Source organism: Xenorhabdus budapestensis (assembly GCF_002632465.1).
In the GTDB taxonomy this organism is placed as follows: Bacteria; Pseudomonadota; Gammaproteobacteria; order Enterobacterales; family Enterobacteriaceae; genus Xenorhabdus; species Xenorhabdus budapestensis.
In genome coordinates this window covers 14,253-40,740 of sequence record NZ_NIBS01000012.1, presented here as the reverse complement: position 1 = coordinate 40,740, position 26,488 = coordinate 14,253, and the positions used below count along the sequence as shown (strand labels likewise).

The window sequence follows — 26,488 nt, the reverse complement described above, 5'->3', positions numbered from 1 at the left end:
ATATTCAGTTAAAGGAAGCGAGTTATGTGTAGTAAGTCGTTGTTATCGACATGCCATAAATATGCTGTTCATGAACTGTTTGAGCAGCAAGTAACGCAGACACCGGATGCTATAGCTATTCGGTTTGGGGAATTGACGTTAACTTACGGAGAATTAAACCGGCGGGCGAACAGATTGGCTCATTATCTCCGCTGCCATTATTTATCCGGTCGCAATGCAGACGGTAAATCGGATCAGGCTTCTGGAGATGAAATTTCTGCGGTCGGTATCTATTTAGATCGTGGCATAGAGATGATTGTTGCTGTCCTGGGTGTGTTAAAAGCCGGAGCTGCTTATGTGCCGGTTGATCTCAATTATCCCGCTGAGCGCCAATCTTATATTCTGCATGATTCCGGTGTTGCCGTCGTCATTACTCATGGTGAGCTCATCCATTTACTGCCCGATACCGTTAAATGTATCAATCTGGATCAACATGATTTTTGCCGTGGTGATGAAAGTGCAAATCATACCGATGAAAATTTAACGGCAACCTGCACTCCTGACAGCCTCGCTTACCTTATCTACACCTCTGGGTCGACAGGAAAACCCAAAGGTGTCTGTATGCCCCACAAGGCGCTGGTGAATTTATTAATGTGGCAGCTCAAAAATCAACGTGACATTTCCGATGATGCCATTTGCCACAATGATACCAGCCAGAAAACATTGCAGTTTTCTCCGTTAAGTTTTGATGTTTCTTTTCAGGAAATATTTTCCACTTTGTCCAGTGGAGGAGAATTAGTCCTGATCCCTAACCAATTACGGTTGGATCCGCTGGCATTGTTATCGTTTTTATCTGAGCAACGAATTGAGCGGATATTCCTGCCTTATGTGGCATTAAACAGTCTGGCATCCGCTGCGGTGGCTGAAGATCACTATCCTGAAAGTCTCAGGGATGTGCTGACGGCTGGTGAACAACTTGTTATCACCAGCGCCATCCGGCAGTTTTTCAAAACCTTGTCCCATTGCCGTTTGCATAACCATTATGGCCCCTCGGAAACACATGTTGTGACCGCTTATACCTTAAAGGAAGACGCAGATAATTGGCCGGCCCTGCCTGCCATCGGACAACCCATCGACAATGTGAAAATCTATCTGTTAGATGATAAGAACCGCATTATTGTTGATGGCTCGCCGGGTGAACTGTGTGTTGAAGGTATCCAACTGGCAGCCGGGTATCACAAACGTCCGAAGGAAACGGCTGCTAAGTTTGTTGACATTATTTCTAATAAAACTGTTTCTAATGAAACTGTTTTTGATAAAACGGTTGCTGCTGAAATCGCTGTGGATAGTAAAATGGCCAAACGTATGTACCGGACAGGCGATCTGGCGCGATGGCGGTCAGATGGTCTGCTGGAAATACTGGGGCGAATAGATTTTCAGGTCAAAATACGCGGGCATCGGGTCGAATTAGGGGAAATCGAAGCGTTACTGATGACACACCCCGCAGTACGAGATGCTGTTGTTGTTGCTCAGGGGAAAAGTGCGGAAGAAAAGCGCTTGATCGCTTTTGTCATTGCTTCTGAACGGGCTTTACAGCGCCAGACACAAGATAGTGTGAAAGAACGTATTCAGGAGTTTATCAAAGACAAATTACCGGATTACATGTGTCCTGCGGCCATTGTCATTGTTGAATGCTTTCCGTTATCTGCCAGCGGCAAAATTGACCGTAAAGCATTGCCTGTTATTACTGCCGATGAACTGGCCCGACAGGAAATCGAGCCGCCAAAAAATGCGGTGGAAAAAACAGTGGCTGAGGTGTGGCGTGAGTTGCTTGGTATAAAAAAGATCGGGCGACATTCCCATTTCTTGCAGTCAGGCGGGCACTCTCTGCTGACGATGAAAATGATGCTGGAGTTGCGTCGCCGTGGGTTTATGGTCGATGCCCATACCTTATATCAGTATCCGGTCTTGTCAGAATTGTCCGTGCAATTGCAGGAGGGATCACGACAGCGGAATATATCTGAAAAGGAAAGTGTCGGGACAGAAACTCCTGTTCCGTGGACAGAGCTGAGTCAGGCAGAAATTGAGTTGTTATCTGCCGCCATTCCCGGTGGTATTGCCAATATTAAAGATATTTATCCTCTTGGCCCTTTGCAGCAGGGGATGCTCTATTATTCTCTGACAAATACGGTGGGTGATCCTTATATCCTTTGGCAAATTACCCGCTTCCGTAATGCAGATTTATTGCAAGCCTACCTTAATGCCTTACGTTGCACTATCGCCCGCCACGATGCGTTTCGCGTCAGTATCCATTATGACGGTCTTTCTCAGCCTGTGCAGGTGGTTTGGCGGGAAGCGGAATTGATGGTGGAAGAGGTGGGGGAAAAGCTGAAACGGGCAATAGATTGCGAAGATCTACAGATTGCGCTGCAACAGTACTGTAACCCCACCATGCAGCATTTTGATATGACCAAAGCGCCCTTGCAGCGTTGCCTGTATTTTCATGACGCTAAGCAGGACGAATGGGTATTGCTGCATTTGTTTCATCATATGACGGTGGATCATACGACAGTCGAAAAGATGCAGCAGGAAATAGAAACCCAACTGCTTTCCTCTCCGCTGGCTGCACCTCAGTTAATTTCCCCACCGCTTAATGAGATATCCCCGTTATCATTCAGGCAGACAATGGTCGATCTCTTCAATGCAACTCATGCTGAGGGGCAAAAAGCCTTTTTCGATAATTTATTGCAGGATTATGAACCTGCTCCAGCCCCGTTTGGCATCAACAAATACTTAGGGGGCGAGGCGATTATTGCGGAAGCATGGCAACCACTGTCAGCGGAGTTGGGAGAACAAATACGTCAACAAGCCAAAACTCATGGTGTCAGTGTTGCAGCGATCTTTCATCTGGCATGGGCTAAGGTAATCGCTTGCCTGACCGGACAAGATGATGTTGTGTTCGGCACAGTTCTGTTGGGACGACTGTTTGCTGGCGAAGCTTCTGTCAACGCGATGGGACAGTTTATCAACACACTGCCGATGCGTATTCGTTTGAATAACTTGCCTGTTCTTGAATGCCTTTGGGGAACGCAGGATACCTTGATGCAATTGGTCAGGTATGAACAGGCTTCGTTGGCACAGGCACAAAAATCGGTACAAACTGTGGGAACAACGCCTCTGTTCACTTCATTGCTGAATTATCGTCATAGTGAGGTTCGTAATATTCCTTCGGCAGAGCCATTTCAGGCGCTTAATCCATCCTCCGTAGAAGGTATCCGCTATTCCGGCATTATGGAGCGGACGAATTATCCTATTTCAGTCAATGTTGATGATTTTGAGCAGGATTTTGTTATCAATGCACAGGTTGAACAGGGGATTGCTCCTGCATTGATCTGCGCTTATTTGCATACAGCACTGTGGGAAATCACTTCAACGCTGGCAAATACGCCTGAGCGGAAAATCGGTCGCATTAGTGCCCTGCCAGCGCAGGAAAAAGATAAATTGATTCGTGAATGGAACCAAACGGAAGCTGATTTTCCGCGTCATGTTTGCCTCCATACCCTGATTGAAGCGCAGGTTCAGCGAACGCCAGATGCCATTGCTGTGGAATTTGTCGACCAGGCACTGAGTTATGCACAACTAAACCAAAGAGCCAACCAACTGGCTTACTATCTTCGAACTGAGCTTAAGGTTGGCCCGGATATGCTGGTCGGCGTCTGCATGGAACGCAGCATTGAAATGGTAGTTGCATTGCTGGCGATACTGAAAGCAGGGGGAGCTTATGTCCCTCTCGATCCCGGCTATCCAAGAGAAAGGCTTGATTACATGTTGCACGATGCCGCTCCCTGTGCACTGTTATCACAGAGAGAAATTTCGCCAGAAATAAGTGCCTTATTGGTTGACTATGCTGCAAATACAGAAGTCTGTGTGATCGACCTAAACGAAGATGTGTTTAAGTGGTCTGCCCAAAGCCGTGATGATTTACCTACAGCAAGTATTGGCCTGACATCATCTCATCTGGCCTATGTGATCTATACGTCAGGATCGACCGGAAAGCCGAAAGGCGTAATGAATGAACACCGTGGCGTTGTCAATCGCTTAGTGTGGATGCAGAAAACGTATCAGTTGAGTGCAGATGATGCCGTTCTGCAAAAAACACCTTTCAGCTTTGATGTTTCTGTCTGGGAGTTTTTCTGGCCGTTAATGTATGGTGCTCGTTTGGTTGTGGCGAAACCAGAAGGCCATAAAGATCCCCTCTATTTAAGCGCTTTGATTTGTCAGCGGAAGATAACAACGCTCCACTTTGTACCGTCAATGTTGTCTATTTTTTTGGAACATGCCGCCCCAGAAATCGGAGCTTGTGTCAGACGGGTATTTTGCAGTGGTGAAGCCTTGCCGGCCCGCAGTTTATTGCGGTTTCACGAACGGTTTGCCGATGTTGAATTACATAACTTGTATGGGCCGACCGAAGCTGCAATCGATGTGACGGCATGGCATTGCCGTTTGGGAAAAATAAAAGACTTAACTGAGAAAAGCGTTATTCCCATTGGTAAGCCAATTGACAATATTCAACTCTATATTTTGGATGATTATGGTCAACCAACATCGGTTGGTGTGGCAGGGGAACTGTATATTGCAGGTATCGGAGTAGCACGTGGATACCTGAATCAGCCTGAACTAACAGCGGAAAAATTCATCAGAGATCCTTTCAGCCTTGAGCCAGACTGTATTATGTATCGTACTGGTGATTTGGCCCGTTATCTACCTGATGGTGATATTGAATATTTGGGGCGCAATGATTTTCAGGTCAAATTACGTGGCTTACGCATTGAACCAGAAGAGATCGAAGCTGCGCTGTTATCACACCATCCGTTATCACACCATAGCGTGAAAGAGTGTGTTGTGATAGTGCGGGAGGATATCCCCGGAGATGCTCGTCTGGTCGCGTATGTTACTGGCTCTTGTTCTGATTTAACCGATACTTCCTCAACCGTGCTGAATCAGGCTTTGAAACGGCATCTACAGACCTGTTTGCCCGCATTTATGATCCCGTCTCATATTATTTGGTTAGATGCATTTCCGCTAACCACAAACGGTAAGCTCGATCGTAAAGCATTACCTGCTCCTTCCGATCTACCCATAATGCAGACAGAGGAAGTCGAACCGCCTTGTACGGAAACAGAAATGAGATTGGCTCAGTTATGGGTTGAGTTACTAAACGTGAATTCGCCTGGCCGCCAGTCTCACTTTTTCGAAGCTGGCGGGCATTCATTGCTGGCTGTCACTCTCATGATACGGATACAACAAGAATTTGGTGTTTCGTTGCTGTTAAGTTCGATAGTCAATCATCTGGATCTTGCTTCACAAGCCGAACTGATTGACGCGAAGCTGAGTGAGACTGAAATTGCGGGAAGAAATCAGGGTGAGATGACACATTTATTTTCATCCGCTTTATCTACAGGGCCATTAACTGAATCGTCTGCTGTAGAGTGGGTTCGGGCATTGCCGACACAGAAAGCCATTTATAAAGCGCTAAAACTCAATCCTCAGGATTTGAACAACAATAGCTTCATTGCTCTGTCATTTGAAACTGAACCTGATCTCAAGCTATTGCGTAGTTTGTTGCAATCGGTGTTTTCCCGCCATATGGGATTGAGTGCGCGATTCATGCTGGTTGATGGCGAGCTTTATTTACAGTCGGCCAAACGTTTTGTATTCCGGTTGGAAAAGCGTCAAAGCCTCGGCTCGCTGGAAGAAGATCTGCGTGATTTTGTCCGTCCGTTTTCACTGGAGGATGGGATGAATGTTCGGGGTCGATGGCTGATGGCCGAGTCAAACCCGATCTTATTATTGGATTTTTCCCATGCTTGTATTGATGGTTCAGGTTTGATGCAAATACTTAATGAATTGGCTGCCGGAAGTCATACGGTTTATTCAGGTGTCAGTTTGGCGGCTTATTCCGCATTGTTCTACAGCGGCGAATTTGCGGCTCTGCGACAACAACATGCCGATTTTTGGCAAACGAAGTTACAGGGTTGGCAGCCCTCTGCTTATGTTGCTGGTGGGAAAACTGTAACTGGTTCTTGTCTGATAAGGGTCGATGCTAAACAAAAAGCGCAGATTGAAAGGCTCACTTCGGGTTTGAAGATCAGTATGCCCGAATTCTTTATGACACTATTTTTACGCTTTAAATCCTATCTGGAATATTCCGGCAACTCACAGACGGAACAGCTTATCTCCACCATATTTCACGGTCGTGATCGGTTGGAGCAACAGACAGTTATTGCGCCTTTGATGACGGTTCTGCCTGTGCGGGTGAAATTGCAAAGTGAAGGCAACAGTCTCGAAGATTTTGCAATGGTAAGCAGGGTAGTTCGGGAAGCCTGTCAGCATTATTTGTTTGCTACTGAACTGTTTGATACCGAACTGTTTGATGCTGAAGAATTATCGATGTTGTATCCAACTCTATCCAGACAAGCATTGCTACCCACAACGTTTTTCGGCTACTTCCAGAAAGAGGGGTTTGATGGTCGTATCTGTGGCATTCCCTGCCGTCAGTTGGAAACATCTAATGTTTTAGACGGGCAATCACATTGGAACCTGACATGCGAAATTGCGGAACACACAGCAGGTTTTGCTGTGCATCTGGAAGCGCTCTCATTCGGGACAGCGAATCGTCTGGAATCAAATCATGTGGAAACTTGGGAAGCGTTGTTTAACTCGATTTTGCAAGATGCGTTAAATGCAGGTGAAACGAAAAATGCCGGATGAAAAAAATAAAGCAGGAAGTTATGAGATGTTCATCAATGACCCTATTGCGCTAAACGCAAGAAAACAAGCAATAAAAGAGTATGTTAACCAACAGTTGAAGACAGAATATCAAGATTGTCCTTTTTTTGTGCTGGCGCAAGCTGTAGCGGAGACGGATACGGAATTTGTCATCACTTCTTTGGCTTTGCCGGAAAAACTGAATGATAGAATTTTCACTATGGCTTCCGCTTCTCCACTGCATCGCTTATCACTATTTTCCGCCAGTATTAATTATCTTGCATTTCTGCATTGTCATGAATCCGAAGGCAGCTTGACGTGGGTACTTGGGGGCAGTGATTTAACGGGTAATTCCTCATCAATGGAAGAAGCTGGATATTTTATTCCGGCTAAATGGTATCTGACAGAAAAGGAAATAGAGCAACCGGTAAAACGTCTGTTTGGTGAAGAGCTTATCCGCTGGAAGCAGGTTGCTGCATTAGTGTCGGCCGTACCGCCACAAATGGTGTCGTCTGTTATGCCATCGTTGCCGGAAATTTTGGTGGGCTATTCGGAAACCTTACCGCCTTTTATGTATCTGGCTTCTGAGGGGCAGAATACAACGCACTGTTCATTAACTAATTGGCCATTAAATATCTGGCTGCAAGCACAGCCGGAAGAAAGCGTGTTACATATGCGGTTTGATCCACGAAGAGTGGCACCAGAACTGATTACGTTGTTGATGAAACGGGTGATTTGCTTGTTGAGCAATATGGTATTTGAGCCGGTTGCACCGCTGGCATCAATGTCCTGGATACCGGAACAAGAGCAAGCGAGAATACGCGCTTTGTCTGCGCCAGCGCTACAAGAACAAACATTGCAATATCAAAATGTGGCGCAGGCGATTACGGTGTCGATCCGTGACAGGGCGGACACAATATTTTTGGCGGTGGCGGATAAAACCGTTAACTTTTCCCAATTGGCACAGTACACAGAGAACTTACTGATGTTACCGCAGTTCCCACAATGGGAAGCTCTGGGGGATTGTGTACTGATCGTAGGAACGAAAGGCATAGAAACGACACTTGCAGCAATGGCTTGTATGCGTATTGGTAAGCCATTCTGCCTGCAATCAAGTAGTGCACCGGAAAAGCAGTTATTGGATGTGATCGAACTGCATCAGACTAAGACTGTGTTATTGCAGAAGATGCCGCCGGAAAATGATCAGATGGAAGCATTTTTCCGTCGTCATGGCTGTCAGGTGGTGATTTTAGCGGATTTTCATCCCGCTTCTTTATCATCATCGTCATCGTCACCGCGGTTGCTGGCCGAATTGTTATCCAAAGGAGAAAGCGTTAACCCTGAAGATAATTTGTTTGTGGTCATGACCTCTGGCAGTGAAGGAAAACCGAAAGGTAGTATTAATACTCACAAAGCACTACTTAACCTCAGCGCAGAAACGCATATTCTGAATAGGTCGGCGGGTTCCCGATTTGCCTCCCTGTCCAACCACGCGTTCGATTATTTCGTTCTGGAATGTGTGCAGGTTGTGACACAGGATATTATATTAATCATGGCGCCGGAAGAGGCACGCATAGATGCGAAAAAATGTGTCGAATTTTTGCAGAAAAAGCAGATTGACCTGCTGTTTACCACAACCGTATTTGCCGAAAACATTATGGAGCAAGGGGATATTCCCACGTTGCGACAACTTTATTTCGGTGGAGAAAGTCTGAGGACGTTCCAAAAAAATAATTACCAGTTATTTAATCTCTATGGCCCCAGTGAAACAGGCGTTGTTACCACTTACTTACCTATTGAGCGCAATGATCAAAAAATGACTATCGGTAAGCCAATTGGGGGATATCAATGTGTCGTGGTATATCCCGATACTCTGGAGCCTTGCCCCATTGGGGTTGCGGGAGAATTATTGATAGGTGGTATCGGTGTAGGGGCGGGGTATTTGAATCGTCCTGATCTTACTGCAAAGGCATTTATCAACCTGAATACAGAATGGTTGTCCGGCAAATATTATCGTAGTGGAGATTTGTGTTGTTGGGACACGCAGGGAGAACTTGAAATCCTGGGGAGACGTGATCGTCAGCTAAAAGTCAATGGATTCCGCATCGAACTGGATGCGATTGAAAAGCAGGTACTGGATTTACCGATGGTATCCGAGGCCGCGGTAATTGGCCTGGAAGATAAACGCGGGCATGTTCGCTTAGGTCTTTTTATCGTTGTGGCAGATGGAAGCCGGATCACAGAACAAAATATCAGGGAAGCATTATTAAGCAGGATGCCAGCTTATATGGTGCCAAGTCAGATTACTTTCGTATCTGAATTACCACTGACAGGCACAGGCAAACTGGATCGGCAGGTATTGAAACAGCTAATGGGAAAAACGACTGCTGAGCAGCATGTCCGACCCAGTGGAGAGACGCAAGAATGGCTGGCTGCCTGTTGGGGGCGGTATTTAGAGTTGGAAGCTGATACGTTGTCAGTGGACAAAAGTTTCTTCGCATTAGGTGGGCATTCATTGCGAGCGGTGAAAGTGCTGGCAGAAATTCAGCAAAAATTTGACCAGATTGTCTCTTTGCAGGCGTTTTTCCAAAACGACACCATTGCAATGTTGGCCAAACTGATTGATTCGCGGGATACCCCTGATAAAAAAGTGACAACAGACGATTTTCTGAGTCTGTTGGAAACCGCTCCACCGCTTTCGCCTGATGGACGCGGGCCGCTATCGGCGCAGGAAGCGCGGCTTTATGCTCAGTATCGTCTGTATCCTGATTTGCTCGTTTATGTTGTGCCGCTGAAAATCCCGCTATCACCTCAAATTTCTGCTGATGCAGTGAAAACAGCATTACAGGTTTTTCTGGATCGCCACGATATCTTGCGTACTCGCTACCGAATCGATAGTGAAGGTATTCCCTATGCAGAGACATTACCGTCGCTGTCAGTTGACCAGATCCTGGTGGATAACCAAAACCAATGGTTACAAATACAGATGCAACCTTTCGATTTGGAGAAAGGGCCTCTGTTGAGAGGTTATATACAGGATGTGGATACAGAACACGCCTGTTTGCAGCTACAAGTCCACCATATCTTAATGGACAAGCCTTCGCTGGAAATTCTCCAGCATGAATTTGAGCAGTTATTGGTTAATGCCTCTTTGGCTCCAGTTACGCTGGATTACCGGCGTTATGCTATGGCGCAGATGAATGCCCGCCAGTATCCTGTCTGGGGTCAGGCCGAAACGTTCTGGAAAAATTACATGGAGGGGTTGGAGTTTGATCCGTTCGGACATGGCGCTATAGAGGTGGGGGGAAAGATGCGGTACACCTCCTGGGCATTGTCGGTTGAGCATCAACAGAAAATAAAACGATTGAGTCAGTCATTGAACATAACACCAGCTATGTTCTTTCTGGCGGTATGGGGGCTTACTGTAGCACGGGAAGGGCGCAGCAATCTGTTTGCTATTTCCGTCGCCAATGCGTTGCGCCCGAAATATGTGCTGAATACGGTAGGTATGTTTGTCTCTTTGTCTCCCTGTGCGTTTCGTTTTGATCAGTCCGTTGATAACTTTGAGCAATTTATCAAAAAGCTGGCGGATGAACAGTGGCAAACTGCCGATTACCTGTTTTTCCCTGTTGAAGAAGCCTTCGCATTGCTTAGTTGTGATCCGAGAATGTTCGGCAGCAATCCATTGCAGAATGTTTCTTATGCCTACATTGATTTAGTGGATGATTCCGAAAAAATAATCAATGAAACACCGGACGAGGATAATTTATCGAAGCAGGCCGATGAGGCGATTAATCTTTCTGTCGTCTATACTGCGCAAGGTTATCGGTTGGTTCTGGAATCTCACTCTGATGTCTTCACTGATGCACAAATAGCGGCGCTTGTAACCAGTTATCAGGCAATTTTTCAAAAAATTCTGCATCATAATCCTGCCACCTTGCAGATTAATGAATTGATCGTGTCCGATAAAGAGACGCAGAAAGCGTTCCGGCCGATACAACGGCGTACATCATATACTTCCATTGATAATATGCTGCTGACTGCATTCCAGACATTGGGAGATCGCCCTGCTGTTATTGAAGATGCCAGTATTGTTACTTGGCAGACGTTTGCGACATTAACAGCCACTTATGTACAACAGTTAAACTATAGTGCGATCCGGCGGGCACTTATTATTGGGCGTACGGGAAGTCAGATGCAGGCATTTCTGGCGGCTTGTTTTCTGACACGCACAACTTATCTGGCATTAGAGGTCGGGACACCGGAAGAGCGCATCAATGAAGTTATTTGCCATGCGGCACCCGATCTGATTGTGAATTCAGCGATTGTCAATTCAGGTATAGATGCTGACCTCAGTACCGTGACGGTGGATTGGCGTAATTTTCATAGTGTTAAATCCCGCGGTGATAACCCGGTTGCATGGATACTGTACAGTTCTGGCACAACCAGCCGACCAAAAGGCATCTGTGTCTCTGTGAACACCGTCGCACAGTATGTGGATTCTCTTATCAATACATTGGGATTGAATACATCTAGCTTGCATACATCGGGTTTGCAGCCAGCATTGCTAACAGAGCAACAAGGATTACGCGTAATCCAACAACTTTCGCCCAGTTTTGACGGTTATCTGAAAGAAGTTTTGTTATCTTGGGCACTACAAGGAACAAGTGTTGTGATGGACCGTTACAGCTTGCTGGATGAACATAAAGCAAAAGCACTTTTAACCCGTTATCACCCTGATATTATTTCTGCAACTCCAGCGCTTTTCGCCGCTTGGAACCGTATGCCGGATTTGGCACCTTTACCCAAGATTTGCATCAGCGGTGGCGATTTCTTGTTCGCCTCGGATATCAATAATTTGCTCGAACGCACGCAGATTTGGAATGGTTATGGCCCAACAGAAACCTGCATTTCCGTTTCGATGGTAAATTGTGCCTGCTTGGCAGCAGGCGCAACACTCTCTATCGGCAAACCCTTTGACCATGTTGCTTTTGCTGTGGTTGATCAAAATGGTGCCCGGCTCCGGGCTGGTCAGTGGGGTGAATTGCTGATCTATGGAGATTTTGAACATCATAGCTATTTGAATGATCCTCTCCAGACTGACCGCAAATTTGGGCGGGATGAACAGGGGAGTTTCTTTCGTACCGGTGATTTGGCGATGGTGGATAAAAATGGTTTGTTTTATCTCAAAGGACGCATGGATGACAGTTGTAAGGTACGCGGCAATTTTATTGGTCTGAGTGAACTGGAAAATCGGGCAAGGCAGTATCCAGGGGTACTGGCGGCGGGGGCAGCCGTAGCGTTCTCTGGAACTCCGGAAGCCTGTTTGATACTGGCGGTTGAAGGAAAAGAGAATATTCAGTCTGGATTACAACAGTATCTGGCACGTCATTACCCGCGTTCCCATCTGCCTTCGGTAATATTTATGGTAAAGAGCCTGCCACGCACAGGAATAGGCAAGATGGACAGGCAACGGATTGTGCAATTGTTTCAGGAGTGGTTTGAACATCAGCAGCAGACACAGCAAGACCTGATAACGGAAGAGACGCTGCAAAAATTAATGGGTTGCTGGAGGAATTGCCTGAGTTATAAAGGAACGCTGACACTGAATTCCGATTTCTTCCTGATATCTGGCTCATCGTTGAGCGCCGTGCGTTTGGCCAGTCAGTTAGAAAATTTGTTTGGTGTGACATTCAGCCCTGTTGATGTATTCCGTAATGCAACGGTTGGTGAACAGTGGTCTCTGATTAAAGCAAGGCAGGCGTTCAATGGAAATGTTGATGCCATATTCAGTGAAAAATATCTGAATATAGATGAACCTGCTCTTCCCAAATTGCTCTTGTTACCACCAGCAATGGGGGGATTGGTAGAGTTACAGGCGTTGGCAAATAATCTGGCAGGTCGGGTGACTGTCTCTGTTTTGACGACGCAGCCGAATATGGTTGAAAACCTGTCAGAGCCGGCGTTTAAAACAGCGCTATTTAATGCTTTGCAATTACTGATTGCAACACAGGCAAACTCTCCATCACGGCCATTGTGGTTAGGAGGATATTCCCTCGGCGCTGAAATGTTGGCTGCATTGTTACAATATGCAACGTTACAACATGCAACGTCGTCACAAAATAATTGGTTGAAAAACACATTATTACAAAGCATAGACAAACTGATTTTTTTCGACCCGAATCTTAAAACGGACGCATTTGATGGTCGTGCATTGTATGCAGGGTTTGTTGATTTCTTCTGTGAAATTAACCAGTTGGCCGGAGAACGTATTGAGATTAATGCGAATACTGATGTCGAAACATTACGGCAAACCTTCCCTGCGCTCTATCAAGAGTGGCGTCATTATTTATTGCAGCACCAATTACTGGAAAGCAGGACATTCCATGAGCGAATACTGGCGCTGTCATTAACGTCTATTCCCATTGAGATGTTCTTTTCTGACGATGCGGACAGCACAGATACTGATGAGCTTATGCAACAACTGCAAGGGCAGGCTTCTATCCATCGTCGAAGCGGTAATCACGTTGAATTCATTCAACGATTATCTCCTGATGACTTTATAGACTCGGAACAAGGTAAGGGATCATGAGTGTAAGTATAAGAGAAGATTTGGATATCGCGGTTGTTGGTTTATCAGGTCAGTTTCCGGGAGCAGAAAACTGTACTGAATTTTGGCGCAATCTATTGATGGGGATGGATGGCATCTCCCGCTTTACTGAAGGAGAATTGCTTCAGGCCGGGCACGATAGCAAAAAAATAGGCAATAAAGATTTTGTTCCGGTTAATGGCGTGCTGGAAGGTGCTAACTATTTTGATGCTGAGTTTTTTGGATATAGTCAGGCAGAGGCTGCACTGTTAGATCCGCAAACCCGTTTGATGATGCAATGTGTCTGGCATGCTCTGGAAAATGCCGGTATTGACCCGGACAAACGGGGACGCAATATCGGGTTGTTTCTGGGGGCACGCAGCACAGTACAGTGGACAATGCAGGTGATGTTATCTGAGCAGGTTGAAAATGTTGGTGGTTTTCTTGCCTCTCAGTTAGCCAACAAAGACGCCATGAGTACACTGATTTCCTGGAAACTGGGATTGGAAGGCCCCAGTTTTACCCTCCAGACAGCTTGTTCAACCAGTTTGGTGAGTGTGCATCAGGCTGTACAGAGTTTGTTAAGTGGTGAGTGTGATTTCGCGGTGGCAGGCGGAGTTAGCCTGTTGTTACCGCAACAAAATGGGTATATCTATCAGGACGGAATGTTGTTTTCAAAAGATGGAAAGACCAGAGCCTTTGATGCAGAAGCAACCGGCAGCGTATTTGGCAGTGGTTTGGGAGCTGTCGTATTGCGGCGAGCCGCGGATGCTATTGCAGATAACGATCCTATCTGGGCGATCCTGAGAGGTTCAGCTATTAATAATGATGGTGCCCGTAAAGTCGGCTATACAGCGCCTAGTGTTAAGGGGCAAGCAGATGTGATCCGTACTGCTTTGCAGCTGGCAGAAGTAGATGCAGCGGATTTGGATTTTATTGAGTGTCACGGAACGGCAACTTCGTTAGGTGACAGCATTGAATTTATGGCGTTATGTGAAGTATTCAATGAAGACCGCCCTTCTGGTAAGGCAACCATTCCACCGACCAGACTAAATAAATGTGCTCTCGGTTCGGTCAAAACCAATATTGGGCATTTGGATTCCGCTGCCGGTATAGCAGGTTTTATCAAGATGGTGATGGCCATCAGATATGGTGTGATCCCACCTATGCTGCATTTCCAATCTCCTAATCCACAATTGGGATTTGAGCAAGCACCGTTTTATATCAATACCCGTGCTGAACCGTGGTCATCTGAACAAGGGAAATTACGCACCGGTGGTGTGAGTAGTTTTGGTATTGGTGGAACCAATGCGCATATCGTGTTGCAGCAATATATTTCTCCCTCTGATAATTCCATGCCTGAAAAGGCGAATAATGGCGATATGCGATCCCAGGTCTATTATTTTCCCTTCTCTGCGAAAAATAAGGCATCGCTGGCACTGCAATTGGAGTCAGTATCTCACTGGTTGGTAACGCAATCTTATCTGGATCTCCCTGCGTTATCCCACACTTTAAACAAACGGCATCATTTTTCGTGCCGGATCATGTTTGCCGCCGATTCGAAATTTGCCTTAATGCAGCAAATTAAAATGTATTTGGAACTGGAAGAAGATGATGAGTCAATCCTGATCCCTCAATTTTTGGAAAAGAGCACCGTACCATCAGAAAAGCATACAGAAGTGTTGGCTGCTATCACTAGTTGGGTGTCTGGTCAGGAAAAAGAACCGGCAAAATGGCTTTTCCCTTCTTTTGATGGACAACCGCTTCTTGATGTTCCCGGATATGCCTTTATGCGTGAAGATCATGGCGCAGGACATATTACAGACAAAAGTTGGGAGCAGATTGCCGGTGTGATTGCTGCGACGGGCGGGAATAGTTTGTCCAGAAATATGCCGGGTTTGTTACTGCCATTCTGGAAAGCGATTCGTTTACCAAAAGCAATTCGTTTACCGAAAACATCAGTACAAGAAAAAACAGTGCAGGAAGAAACACCTCATTCGGTAATACTGATTGATCAGGCATTGCCAGTAAATGCCTGGGTGGATAAAAGCCAGATTGAGGCGTTCAGCCTGAATATGTTGTCTCCTGAGCAAGTCAGAAATGCACTGACCGGACTCTCGCGTGATTTGCAAAAGAATCGGGCTTTGATGTTGTCATTGCTATTCCCTGCGGATGGATTTTCTTTTTCGCCGGCCTCTCTGCAAATACTGGCTGAATTGGGTAATGTTTTGGCGGAGAATGAGTTCTCTGCGTTTAACTCAGTACATATTTACTTGATTGTGCCGGCTGTGACAGCCAAAGGCGAATGTTCCGCGGAGTCTGTTTTAACAGAGTCAGTACTAAAAGCGCTGGCTTTAGTGTTGCCGCAAGAGATACCCGGTGTTGAATGCGCATTCTTAAGTGTGCAGGACCCAGATGCTGACTGGGTGCCTGCCACATTAAATCAATTACTACAATCACCAATTCATGGCCCCCTGAAACTAAATCGCGAAGGCCTGTTCGTTGAGGATTTTCGTTGCCCGGATGTGGAAGAAAATGAAGTGGTGGACGAATCCCACTTCATGGAGAAAACCTATGTGATCACGGGGGCTGGCGGAAAAATGGCCAGAGCGATGGCAAAAGTTATTGCCCAACGTTTTCAGGGACGACTGGCATTGATCAGTCGCCAGCCCGCCGATACGGCTGCAATGCAGGATTGGCAGATGGAATTAAAAAAAGCCGGTGCGACTGCGGTAGAGATTTTCCCGTATGCCCTGGAAAGTGAAGAAAATGCGCTGGCTCTGTTTGAATCTATTCGTCATCGCCTGGGGGATATTTACGCCGTCATTCATGCAGCAGGTGTAACTGATGGGGAGTCGTTCTCTCCGTTAGTTAAACTCAATACGGAACATTACGGCACACAACTTAAACCCAAAGCTCAGGTTGTTACGGTACTTGGCAAAGTGTTCGAAAGTATTCCGGTTGAATACTGCTTTGTAACCTCTTCTATGTCGGTGTTTTTCGGTGGTATTGCTCATGCACCCTATGCGGCAGCAAATTTGTTTCTGAACGGCTGGGGGCAGAGACAAAACCGACAACCACAAAATCCCCGCTGGGTTGTTGTGAACTGGGAAACGGTACATTTTGATGAGCAGTCTCGTTCAGCAGAAGAACATACCTGGGGAAGTAATGAAGTTGCCTTTTCTGGCGCTGAATTCCCTGCTCTGTTTGAACGTAGTTTGCGTGAATATGATTGTGAAAATCAGAAAATTTTCTCGGCGGGACAGTTTATAGACAGGCTGTATACTTGGGGAGGAAGGCGAATTGCCAATAGTAATGGTAAATCACAACCAGCCAGCAACATCAGATTAAAACCCAGACCAAAAACTTTGCAGTCTGCTTATCAGCCGCCGGCAAACGAGATGCAAAAGGAAATTGCCGTAATATGGAGTCAGATCCTCGGCATTGATGGCATTGGTATTGATGATAAATTTATGGCGTTGGGTGGTGATAGCTTAAAGACTATCGTGATGGCAGAAAAAGTGTATAAACAGATCGGAAAACGGATAGCCATTCAAGATTTTTTTGCTCAACCTACCATCCGTGAAATTGAACGGCAGTTTCTCAGTGAACAGCAACATTCTCCGACGACTCTGTCCCGCACTGATTCATACGAACCGATTGATTTATATAAACCGATCGTTGCCAGCGCAGATCAGGATTTACTGTATATACATCAAATCACATTTGCCAATGGTAGCTATAACATGCCAATGGCTTTTCGGTGTCCCGGTTCGATCAGTGCGTCTTCTATTGCGGAAGCGCTGGAACAAGTTGCTGACAGACATCCTGTTTTGAAGTGCCTGTTTCAGCGTCAGGGAGCCGATTTGATGATGTTACCTCAGCGTGATGCCAAAGTAGGATTATCGGTATCTGAGGCAGGGGAGGATCAAGCAGAGAATTCTGCCCGTCTGGCACAATTCGCTAATTTGCCTTTCGACCTGCATACCGATTTACCTATTCGGGCCATGATACTCACGGGGTCAGATGATTCACCATTCCATCAGGTGCTTATCGTTGTTCATCACATTGTCTGTGATGCTGTTTCTTTAGGGGTCCTTGCTGATGATTTTCAACGTTTGTTGCAAGGATTATCACTCCCGGCTCCGGAATATAGTTTTGCTGCTTATAGGTGCTACAGGCAAAAGTCTGAAAGCGAAGATAAAGTGAGGAAAGAGAAAGCCTATTGGCTTGCCAATCTGTTACCTCTGCCTGCTCCGTTGTCGTTGCCTGTAGCAGAAGGCTATGACTGGCATACTGATACAGAAAGAGAGCAAGGTATCACGCTGGAGAAAGATCTCTCCTCACACACCAGCACGGAAATTAGACAGTTATGCGATGAGCTTGGTTTATCTCCCTTTGCATTCTTCCTTGGGGTATTTGGTGTTTTGATTGCAAAAATTGCCCGTGCCGACGCTTTCTTGCTTGGTGTTCCGGTCACCGGGCGTATACAACCAGAAGAGCTGAAGCTGGTCGGTTATCTTGTCAACATGCTGGCTTTAAAGATTGAGCCGGAGGCCGATCTGCCGATGGCGGATTACTTGCTGCAACTTAACGCTCAATGGGCTGAAAGTGTGCCTTACCAAACTTATCCGATGAGTGCATTACTGGAAGATCTCAGCACTGAACCGCAAATTCAAAATCGTCAGGGTAAACATCCACTGTTCGATGTGGTGTTCGGTTACCTGCCTTTGAGCCTGAGTGGAGTTGACAGAAATGATGATGTGAATGGAGAAAGCAAATTTTCTCGGCTTGAACTGACATTAGAAGCAGTCAAGTTCGATTTAGCAATGGATGTATCTGAAACTATAGAGTCTTTTAATTGTACGATACAGCTTCGCCAACAGATGTTCAGCGAAACCATTGCCAGAGCGATATTTGATTATTTCTTTGTGTTGATAGATGAAGTTATCACCAATCCTGAAGAGGAAATACAAGAACTGCTTAAAAGCCTCAATTATGGATATGCGCCGGAGTTGTTCGCACAGACGAACGATCAGGATATCGATTCAGAGTTTAATTTTTAGGGAGTGAAAAATGAATTTTTTCTGCTTCTCTGGAAGATCACCAGCATGACCCTAACTCAAGCGAGTAAGAAATATGCCCTTATTTTCAAAAGCAATAACTGATTTTTGGCAAGCTCCGTTACTAAATGGAGATATTATTTATAGTGATAATGTTTTTACTCTCGTTACCAATGCTAATCTGGCAGAAGATGATCGTGTGATGGTATTGGAAACCACGGATGGGCGGGTTATGGCGGTTATAACTCCAGAACTGGCCGAAAAAGCGGGGCTTTATCATCAAGAAAAGATGTCTGAATCGATCTTTCGCCAGAAATTAAATGCGGCAGACATTACTTTGCACGGTGCAGATTATATTTTTTATTTTTCAGAAGAAGAAAAGCGTAAGTTATTGCAGGAAAATTCGGATAGTACACTGCGCCAGCTAACGGAAAAGAAAGATAAAGATCTCTTCTCTGAGTTCCAATCTTCCGCTTCGGAGCAAGATTTGGATGGTGCTTATGTCGAACTGGATCACTGGGCAGTATTTGGCGTTTTTGACCAAGACCGTCTGATCAGCGCTGCCAGCATGTACCCGTGGGATAATGCGCAAATTGCCGATATGGGAGTACTGACCTTAGAAGCTTTCAGAGGTAAAGGCCATGCCAGAAAAGTGGTGCGTGCAATCAGTAAACATGCTTATGCCCAAGGGTATGAACCCCAGTACCGATGCCAGATCGATAATCTTGCGTCTTCGGCGTTGGCAAAAGCAGTCGGTTTGACGCTGTTTGGGCAGTGGGAGCTGGTCTCTCCTGATTCAACTAATTGAGTAAAGCGGCAACCTGAGTTTCATTGCTCATAATCCTTCTTAAACCCGATAAGAAATAGTCACTATGTCAAAACTTAAAATAGCTGTGGTTGGCGGCGGTAATATCGGCTCCAGCCTTGCCTTCGACTGTGCGTTGCGGGGGCATGATGTTGTTGTTATCGAAAAAGATGCGCTTTCTTGTGAGAAAAGCAGAGAGAGTATTACGGAAACCGCGGCTTATGCACCACTGTTCAGCCCGCTCGCGAAAGGAAAAACGCCTGAAACAATAGTACAAAACATCGTCTGGTCGCAGGATTTATCTGTGGTGTCCGATTGCGAGTTTATCGTCGAAAATATCACCGAGAATATTGCCTTAAAACAAGCACTATATGCGAGTATGGCCGAATTTATTGCTCCCCATGCGGTACTGGCGGCGAATACTTCCTGCATTCCCATCACAAAACTGGGTTCGTTCCATCGTGTACCGTCGCAGGTGATTGGGGTGCATTTTATGAATCCAGTGTATTTAAAGCCTACTGTTGAGGTGATTATTGGTTTTAATACCGCAGAGCAGACTCAGGAACGATGTTTGCAGATCCTGGAAAAACTGGGTAAGAATGCGGTTGTGGTAAAAGATGGCCCTGGTTTTGTTTCTAATCGAATTTCCCATTTATTCATGAATGAGGCTGCATTTACGATACAAGATGGTATCGCTCAGCCAGCGGATGTGGACGCAATATTTAAAGGCTGTTTCGGCCATAAAATGGGGCCATTGGAAACCGCCGATTTGATCGGTATTGACACCGTCGTTAATTCTCTTGAGGTGCTCTATCAAATGTTTCAGGATCCGAAGTACCGTGTTTGCCCGTTGATGCGGACAATGGTTGATGCGGGGCATTTAGGGCGTAAAACAGGTAAGGGTTTTTATACGTACTAGGTTTTTTGTTTATCTATAAAAAAGCTTTTTGTTTACCCATAAAAAACCGCCCTGTTTTATCAGATATCGTTATTGCTTAACCCGATAAAACAGAGGCGATTCACATACAACTCATCAATGGCGTTGTTACTTTTTGATGCGCATGATGACAGATTCACCGACGGTCACAGCACCATTCAGTTTAGATAACTCTTTGATTTCATCCATGTTAGAAATAACAACAGGAGTTAAGGTTGATTTAGCTCTTTCCTCCAGAAATGCCAAATCAAATTCTAAAACCAGATCGCCTTTTTGCACACGCTGACCTTCTTCGGCAATACGTTTAAAGCCTTCGCCTTTCAGTTCAACGGTATCAATACCGAAATGAACGAACAGTTCTATCCCACTATCGGATTCGATAGAAAAAGCGTGATTAGTTTCGAAGATTTTACCAATGGTTCCATCAACAGGAGAGACAATCTTATTGCCTGTAGGTTTAATGGCGATACCATCACCTACAATTTTTTCAGCAAAAACAACATCTGGAACATCTTCGATATTAACTATCTCACCTGATAACGGGGCGATAATTTCAATACTGCCGCTGTTTTTCTTATCATCTGAAACCAAAGATTTCAGTTTATCAAGCAGACCCATAAATCTTCTCCTAATTGTTTTAATGGAACCGTATTCTGGCTAACGTGCTATTTTGGTTAACGTATTTAGCAGAGAGTTTTTTCTCTGATGAAAGTGTCAACCAACTCCATCAATTCCTGTGCGGTCGGCTGAGTCAATGCTTGCTCTGCCAGTGCTTTTGCATCATCGTAATTTGCATTACGGATGATTTTCTTAATACTTGGAATTGATATTGCACTCATACTGAATTCATCCAATCCCATGCCTAAGAGCAATAGTGTAGCGCGTTCATCTCCAGCCAGCTCTCCACACATGCCCGTCCATTTACCTTCTGCGTGTGAGGCGTCAATAACTTGTTTGATAAGACTCAACACTGCTGGTGACATTGGGTTATAAAGATGAGAGATCAGCTCATTACCACGGTCTACCGCAAGAGTATACTGAGTTAGATCGTTTGTCCCAATACTAAAAAAGTCAACTTCTTTTGCAAGATGTTTAGCAATGGTTGCAGCAGCAGGCGTTTCTACCATGATGCCGACTTCAATTGATTCATCAAACGCCTTATTTTCATTGCGTAATTGATCTTTGAGCAACATCAGTTCTGCTTTCAGCTCCCGGATTTCCTCAACTGAAATAATCATAGGGAACATGATGCGGAGTTTACCAAATGCGGAAGCTCGCAGAATAGCACGTAATTGAGAATGTAAGATTTCTTTACGATCAAGGCAAATTCGGATTGCACGCCAGCCAAGGAATGGGTTCTCTTCTTTGGGCAGGTTCATGTAAGGCAGATCTTTATCACCACCGATATCCATAGTACGGATAATAACCGATTGATTAACAACAGTTTCTGCGACTGCTTTATAGGCTTCAAACTGCTCTTCTTCAGTCGGCAGAGAATCACGATCCATAAACAAGAATTCAGTGCGGTATAAACCTACGCCTTCTGCACCGTTACGCTCTGCACCCGCAATATCGCGGACTGTACCGATATTGGCGCAAACTTCCACTTGATGACCATCCAACGTGATAGCAGGCAGATCTTTCAGTTTTGCCAGCTCTGCTTTTTCTGACAAATATTCACTTTTGGTTTTTTTTAGTTGTTCAATTTCAGTGTCAGATGGGTCTACGTAGATGTGATTATTGACAGCATCTAAGATAAGGTAACTGCCATTTTTTATTTGGGTTGTGGCGTTAGTTGTTCCTACAATTGCGGGTAATTCCAACGAACGTGCCATGATTGAGGTATGAGAGGTGCGGCCACCTAAGTCAGTAATGAAACCCAGTACTTTATCCAGATTAAGTTGTGCGGTTTCTGAAGGTGTTAAATCATTGGCAACCAGAATAACTTCTTTTGTGATAGAGCCTAAGTCAATAATCGGCATACCCAGAATATTTTTCAGCAGGCGTTTACCAATATCACGAACATCGGCAGCACGCTCTTTCAAATATTCATCATCCAGTTCTTCCAGTGCCTTGGCCTGATCTTCGATCACTGAATAAATAGCGGCATCTGCTGTAGTCAGATTTTTCTTTATCAGGGTAATGATTTCCTGCTCCAGTTCCTCATCTTCCAGCAACATGATGTGGCCTTCGAAGATTTCGGCTTTTTCTGCCCCCAAATTTTTTTCTGCTGTATTTCTAATGACTTCTAATTGAGCAGAGGCTTTGTCGCGCCCTTGTTTAAAGCGTGAGATCTCTTGTTCGACTTGTTCAGGAATGATTTTTTTGTGATTGATAATAATGGGATCTTCTTTCAGTAATAATGCTTTACCGAAAGCAATACCTGGTGATACTAAGATGCCTGAAATCATATTATATGACCTTAACTGCGGGTGATTATATTTCATTGCGCCTTCAGAGGGCAGGCTCTAAATATCCCCAGATTTTGTTTTTCTGGGGATAGAATTGGATGATATGAAATAGACTGGTTTTACAAACGGATGATTATTCCAATTCACCCATCAGTTTAACTAAATGTTCAACAGCTTGTTGCTCATCTTCACCTTCAGCAGAGATTGTTACAACAGTTCCTTGAGTCAGTCCCAGCGTTTGCAACTTAAACAGACTTTTCGCACTGGCTGATTTACCGCCGGAAGTAAGAGTGATATCAGAAGAAAAACCCTTTGCTTCTTTGACGAACTGTGCAGCAGGGCGGGTGTGAAGGCCATTTGGTGCAGTAATAGTAACTTCTTGCTGGAACATAGTATTTCCTCAATAACTTAAATTTTCGTTGATAAGCCAAGAGAATGCTAAAGCTAGTTTAGACTTTAGCCGGATTATTTCTGACTTGTACAACCGTTAAACTGATAATGATATGTACCTTTTTTCTTTCAAGTTGTTTCTTTGGCGGCATTCATTTGCAACCTTGATACAACTCGAAATTTATTGGGTATAAAGTGTATTAAATCATTATCAAAAAATTAACACACTTGATGCCATTCAATTGTTGATTGAATGTTAACACACACCAACCGAATAACGAGCTAAAACCAAACAGAGTTCTTTGTGGTTGTCTGCGATTAATTTCGTGCATCAAAATAATTACTGGTTAAATACTAAAGCTACTTGAATAAATCATCTAGGAAAGTTTTAAACTTTGATCTGATGCACAAAAAAGCACCCTCACGGTGCTTTTTTATCAATAAAATTGAAAAATAATGAGGTGATAAATTAGTCAGTGACCAAATCAGCAAACAGTGCTGTGCTCAGGTAACGTTCAGCAGAAGAAGGTAGGATGACAACAATATTTTTATCTTTGTATTCGTCTTCCTGAGATAATTTGATAGCAGCGGCAACGGCAGCACCTGAAGATATACCGGAAAGAATTCCTTCTTTTTCAGTGAGTTCACGAGCAATTTTAATCGCTTCTTCATTACTGATTTTAAACACACGGTCAACTAATGTTAAATCCAGGTTATCAGGGATAAAACCTGCACCAATCCCCTGAATTTTGTGTGGGCCTGGTTTAAGTTCTTCGCCAGCAAGTTTTTGGCTGATCACAGGCGAATCTTCCGGCTCTACGGCAACAATAGTTACCTGTTTGCCCTGCGTATTTTTCAGATAACGGGCAACGCCAGTAATCGTGCCTCCTGTACCTACGCCAGCGACAAAAACATCGACATCACCATCGGTATCTTCCCAAATTTCTGGTCCGGTGGTTTTTTCGTGAATTTTAGGGTTTGCTGGATTACTGAACTGTTGTAGCAGGACATAACGCTCCGGCGCGTTGTCATGGATCTCATTCGCTTTATCGATAGCCCCTTTCATGCCTTTAGCACCTTCGGTCAACACTAAGTTAGCGCCCAGTGCTCTTAACAGCTTACGACGTTCTAAACTCATGGTTTCCGGCATTGTTAATGTCAGTTTATAGCCGCGGGCTGCTGAGACATAAGCAAGTGCAATACCTGTATTACCACTGGTTGGCTCGATAAGCTCTTTGCCTTTTGTCAGAATGCCACGTTTCTCTGCATCCCAAATCATGTTGGCGCCAATACGGCATTTCACACTGAAACTTGGATTACGAGACTCTATTTTTGCCAGAATGCGACCATTCCCGAAATTTTTTAAGCGTACAAGTGGAGTGTGACCGATGGTTAACGAATTATCTTCATAAATTTTGCTCATTGTCCGATTGCCCCTAAGATACTCTTAAATTCTGATTAATTAACCATACGCGAACATCTTATTAATGGAAATAAAGTTTAAATCTATTCTTATTATATAAAAGAATATTTAGTAATTTATTGTATTACTCTCCTGTATTTTTATTCTATTTCGTTATTCCTGTTCATTTTTATATTAGTAATTATTGATGAGGAGAATGGTTGTTCAGAACATGCTGAGTGCGATAATGGTCAACCCACATAGCGGTAGCGCCACAGACGGCAACAGGAATAATAAACAGATTAATGATTGGGATCATGGTTAATATACTGACTGCGGCCCCAAACTGGAGATTGTCAATTTTGTCTTGTCGTAGGGTATTACGCATATTGGCAAAGCTGATTTTGTGGTTATCAAACGGGTAATCACAGTATTGGATAGCCAGCATCCATGCACTGAAAATAAACCAGATAACCGGAGCCACAGTCTGCCCGATACCCGGAATAAAGTACAACAATAAGAGGGCGATAGCGCGCGGAATATAGTAGAGAATTTTGACTATTTCGCGTTTCAGAATGCGGGGCGTATCTTTTATTAGGTCAAGAACACCTGTGTCCGGCGCAGGGATACCCGTCAACTGAGATTCTAATTTTTCTGCTAATAATCCGTTAAACGGAGAAGCAATAAAATTCGCTAATGTGCTGAAAAGGTAGGTGAAAATCAGTAGCACAGAAATAACAGCCAGTGGCCACAACAAATAACTGAGCCATTGCATCCAATTTGGTACTTTATTGAGCGCCCATTGTATCCAGCCATCCAGCCTTTGGTATAACCACCAGAAAGAGCTGCCGAATAGTAAGATATTAGCCAGTAGAGGCAATAGAACGAATCTCTTGATGCCAGGGCGGGTTATTAAATGCCAACCTTGTACAATATAATGAAATCCGCCTAAATGTTTTGGCAATTTTTTCGAATTCGTCATATTTTCTTATTCTCTCTTAGAGGATTGAGACGGTATGATATAGGCAGGATTTTCCACTGACCAGTAGTTTTGTGTGTGAAAAACACTCGGAAAAACAGGAGATACCTCTCTTTATGATAAGAAAAGTCTGTAGAGGCTTGCACTTGTGCTATTTGACAAATACTCTTATCTAAAGAATATTCCGCCGTGGTGGCAATTAATTTAAACAACAGAGACAGCAATGATGCAGGATTTGCGTCTGATATTAATCGTTGTTGGTGCGATAGCCATAATAGCTTTGCTATTACATGGGTTGTGGACCAGCCGTAAAGAGCGTTCGTCACTCTTTCGTGATCGCCCAGTGAAACCTCATAAACAGGAGCGTCGGGAAGAGTTATTAGAGGATAATGATGGCGATGAACTGTTTGATAATTCGTCAAAATCACGTGTTCAGGAGCCAGTTAAGTCTCGTCATGAACATCGTGAAGAGTCGGTTATTGAGCGCGATTCACCTGATTTATCAGAAGTAACATCTGATGATGGAGTTGATCCTTTACTTTCAAAGCAGCAACCTGAAACATCTGTGGCAAAGGTGAAAGCTATTGATGAAAGCCAGAAAGAATCACAACTTGGCCTGTTTGAATCTGTTGAGAAAAATAGTGCAGAAGGTGCGGAAACGGAAGCTGTTCAAGAGCAGTCAAAGTTGGAAAATGCAACGAAAGCTGAGACTGAGCAAACTAAAAAAGAAACCGTGTTGGTATTACATGTAGCTGCCCATCATGGTCAGGAACTAAATGGCGAAGTACTGCTTCAGAGCATTTTGCAATCAGGTTTCCGGTTTGGTGATATGAATATCTTCCATCGTCACTTAAATCCATCGGGTAGTGGTGCGGTACTGTTCAGTTTGGCTAATATGGTTAAGCCGGGGTCATTTGATCCAGAACATATGGTAGATTTCAGCACTCCGGGGATCTCAATGTTTATGCTCGTACCTTCATATGGTGATTCTAATCAGAATTTCAAACTGATGTTACAGGCAGCGCAGCGTATTGCTTCTGATGTGGGTGGTGTGGTGTTAGATGCCGAGCGTAAAATGCTTACACCGCAAATGATCGAATCTTATAAGGCACGTATTCGTGATACACTCAGCGCCCAAGAATAAATCCTCTTTTTAGTATTAAGC

11 protein-coding genes are annotated in these 26,488 nt (G+C 44.6%); 6 read left to right on the top strand and 5 right to left on the bottom strand.

The window, feature by feature from the left end:
• Nucleotides 1-24: 24 nt before the first annotated feature.
• From Xbud_RS11885 to Xbud_RS11865, 5 genes are all read left to right on the top strand, one after another.
• Nucleotides 25-6,750, top strand: coding sequence for a non-ribosomal peptide synthetase (locus tag Xbud_RS11885; protein WP_099136258.1), 6,726 nt, complete (start codon nucleotides 25-27; stop codon nucleotides 6,748-6,750).
• Entirely contained in the window at nucleotides 6,740-13,339 is a 6,600-nt protein-coding gene (locus tag Xbud_RS11880; protein ID WP_244589932.1) for an AMP-binding protein, read from the top strand. Before Xbud_RS11885 ends, Xbud_RS11880 begins: the two co-directional genes overlap by 11 nt.
• A complete protein-coding gene (locus Xbud_RS11875; RefSeq protein ID WP_099136257.1) occupies nucleotides 13,336-18,402 on the top strand; it encodes a beta-ketoacyl synthase N-terminal-like domain-containing protein in 5,067 nt (1,688 codons plus the stop codon). Before Xbud_RS11880 ends, Xbud_RS11875 begins: the two co-directional genes overlap by 4 nt.
• 73 nt (nucleotides 18,403-18,475) lie before the next feature.
• Nucleotides 18,476-19,207 (top strand): GNAT family N-acetyltransferase, encoded by a 732-nt coding sequence (locus tag Xbud_RS11870; protein WP_099136256.1) that lies wholly within the window; start codon nucleotides 18,476-18,478, stop codon nucleotides 19,205-19,207.
• 64 nt (nucleotides 19,208-19,271) lie between these two features.
• Nucleotides 19,272-20,123, top strand: a complete 852-nt coding sequence (locus Xbud_RS11865) for a 3-hydroxyacyl-CoA dehydrogenase family protein (RefSeq protein WP_099136255.1) — start codon at nucleotides 19,272-19,274, stop codon at nucleotides 20,121-20,123.
• A gap of 126 nt (nucleotides 20,124-20,249) precedes the next feature.
• Here Xbud_RS11865 and crr read toward each other — a convergent pair whose 3' ends face one another.
• From crr to cysZ, 5 genes are all read right to left on the bottom strand, one after another.
• On the bottom strand, nucleotides 20,250-20,759 hold the full coding sequence (gene crr / locus Xbud_RS11860; protein ID WP_099136254.1) for a PTS glucose transporter subunit IIA: 510 nt from the start codon (nucleotides 20,757-20,759) through the stop codon (nucleotides 20,250-20,252).
• A 65-nt stretch (nucleotides 20,760-20,824) separates the two neighbouring features.
• The gene (gene ptsI, locus Xbud_RS11855; protein ID WP_099136253.1) at nucleotides 20,825-22,552 is read right to left on the bottom strand and encodes a phosphoenolpyruvate-protein phosphotransferase PtsI; all 1,728 of its coding nucleotides are present in this window, start codon (nucleotides 22,550-22,552) and stop codon (nucleotides 20,825-20,827) included.
• A gap of 133 nt (nucleotides 22,553-22,685) precedes the next feature.
• Nucleotides 22,686-22,943: a phosphocarrier protein Hpr gene (gene ptsH, locus Xbud_RS11850; RefSeq protein ID WP_038262654.1), complete on the bottom strand. Its 258-nt coding sequence runs from the start codon at nucleotides 22,941-22,943 to the stop codon at nucleotides 22,686-22,688.
• 468 nt (nucleotides 22,944-23,411) lie between these two features.
• Nucleotides 23,412-24,365 (bottom strand): cysteine synthase A, encoded by a 954-nt coding sequence (cysK, locus tag Xbud_RS11845; protein WP_099136252.1) that lies wholly within the window; start codon nucleotides 24,363-24,365, stop codon nucleotides 23,412-23,414.
• Nucleotides 24,366-24,546: 181 nt separating this feature from the next.
• Nucleotides 24,547-25,326: a sulfate transporter CysZ gene (cysZ, locus tag Xbud_RS11840; protein ID WP_099136251.1), complete on the bottom strand. Its 780-nt coding sequence runs from the start codon at nucleotides 25,324-25,326 to the stop codon at nucleotides 24,547-24,549.
• 220 nt (nucleotides 25,327-25,546) lie between these two features.
• On the opposite strand from cysZ, the gene zipA reads away from it, so the two are divergent.
• Nucleotides 25,547-26,467 (top strand): cell division protein ZipA, encoded by a 921-nt coding sequence (zipA, locus tag Xbud_RS11835; protein WP_099136250.1) that lies wholly within the window; start codon nucleotides 25,547-25,549, stop codon nucleotides 26,465-26,467.
• Nucleotides 26,468-26,488 lie beyond the last annotated feature (21 nt).

Coding starts and splice junctions, on each gene's coding strand:
- Xbud_RS11885 (WP_099136258.1), top strand. CDS start 25: ATGTGTAGTAAGTCGTTGTTATCGACATGCCATAAATATGCTGTTCAT.
- Xbud_RS11880 (WP_244589932.1), top strand. CDS start 6,740: ATGCCGGATGAAAAAAATAAAGCAGGAAGTTATGAGATGTTCATCAAT.
- Xbud_RS11875 (WP_099136257.1), top strand. CDS start 13,336: ATGAGTGTAAGTATAAGAGAAGATTTGGATATCGCGGTTGTTGGTTTA.
- Xbud_RS11870 (WP_099136256.1), top strand. CDS start 18,476: ATGCCCTTATTTTCAAAAGCAATAACTGATTTTTGGCAAGCTCCGTTA.
- Xbud_RS11865 (WP_099136255.1), top strand. CDS start 19,272: ATGTCAAAACTTAAAATAGCTGTGGTTGGCGGCGGTAATATCGGCTCC.
- crr (WP_099136254.1), bottom strand. CDS start 20,759: ATGGGTCTGCTTGATAAACTGAAATCTTTGGTTTCAGATGATAAGAAA.
- ptsI (WP_099136253.1), bottom strand. CDS start 22,552: ATGATTTCAGGCATCTTAGTATCACCAGGTATTGCTTTCGGTAAAGCA.
- ptsH (WP_038262654.1), bottom strand. CDS start 22,943: ATGTTCCAGCAAGAAGTTACTATTACTGCACCAAATGGCCTTCACACC.
- cysK (WP_099136252.1), bottom strand. CDS start 24,365: ATGAGCAAAATTTATGAAGATAATTCGTTAACCATCGGTCACACTCCA.
- cysZ (WP_099136251.1), bottom strand. CDS start 25,326: ATGACGAATTCGAAAAAATTGCCAAAACATTTAGGCGGATTTCATTAT.
- zipA (WP_099136250.1), top strand. CDS start 25,547: ATGATGCAGGATTTGCGTCTGATATTAATCGTTGTTGGTGCGATAGCC.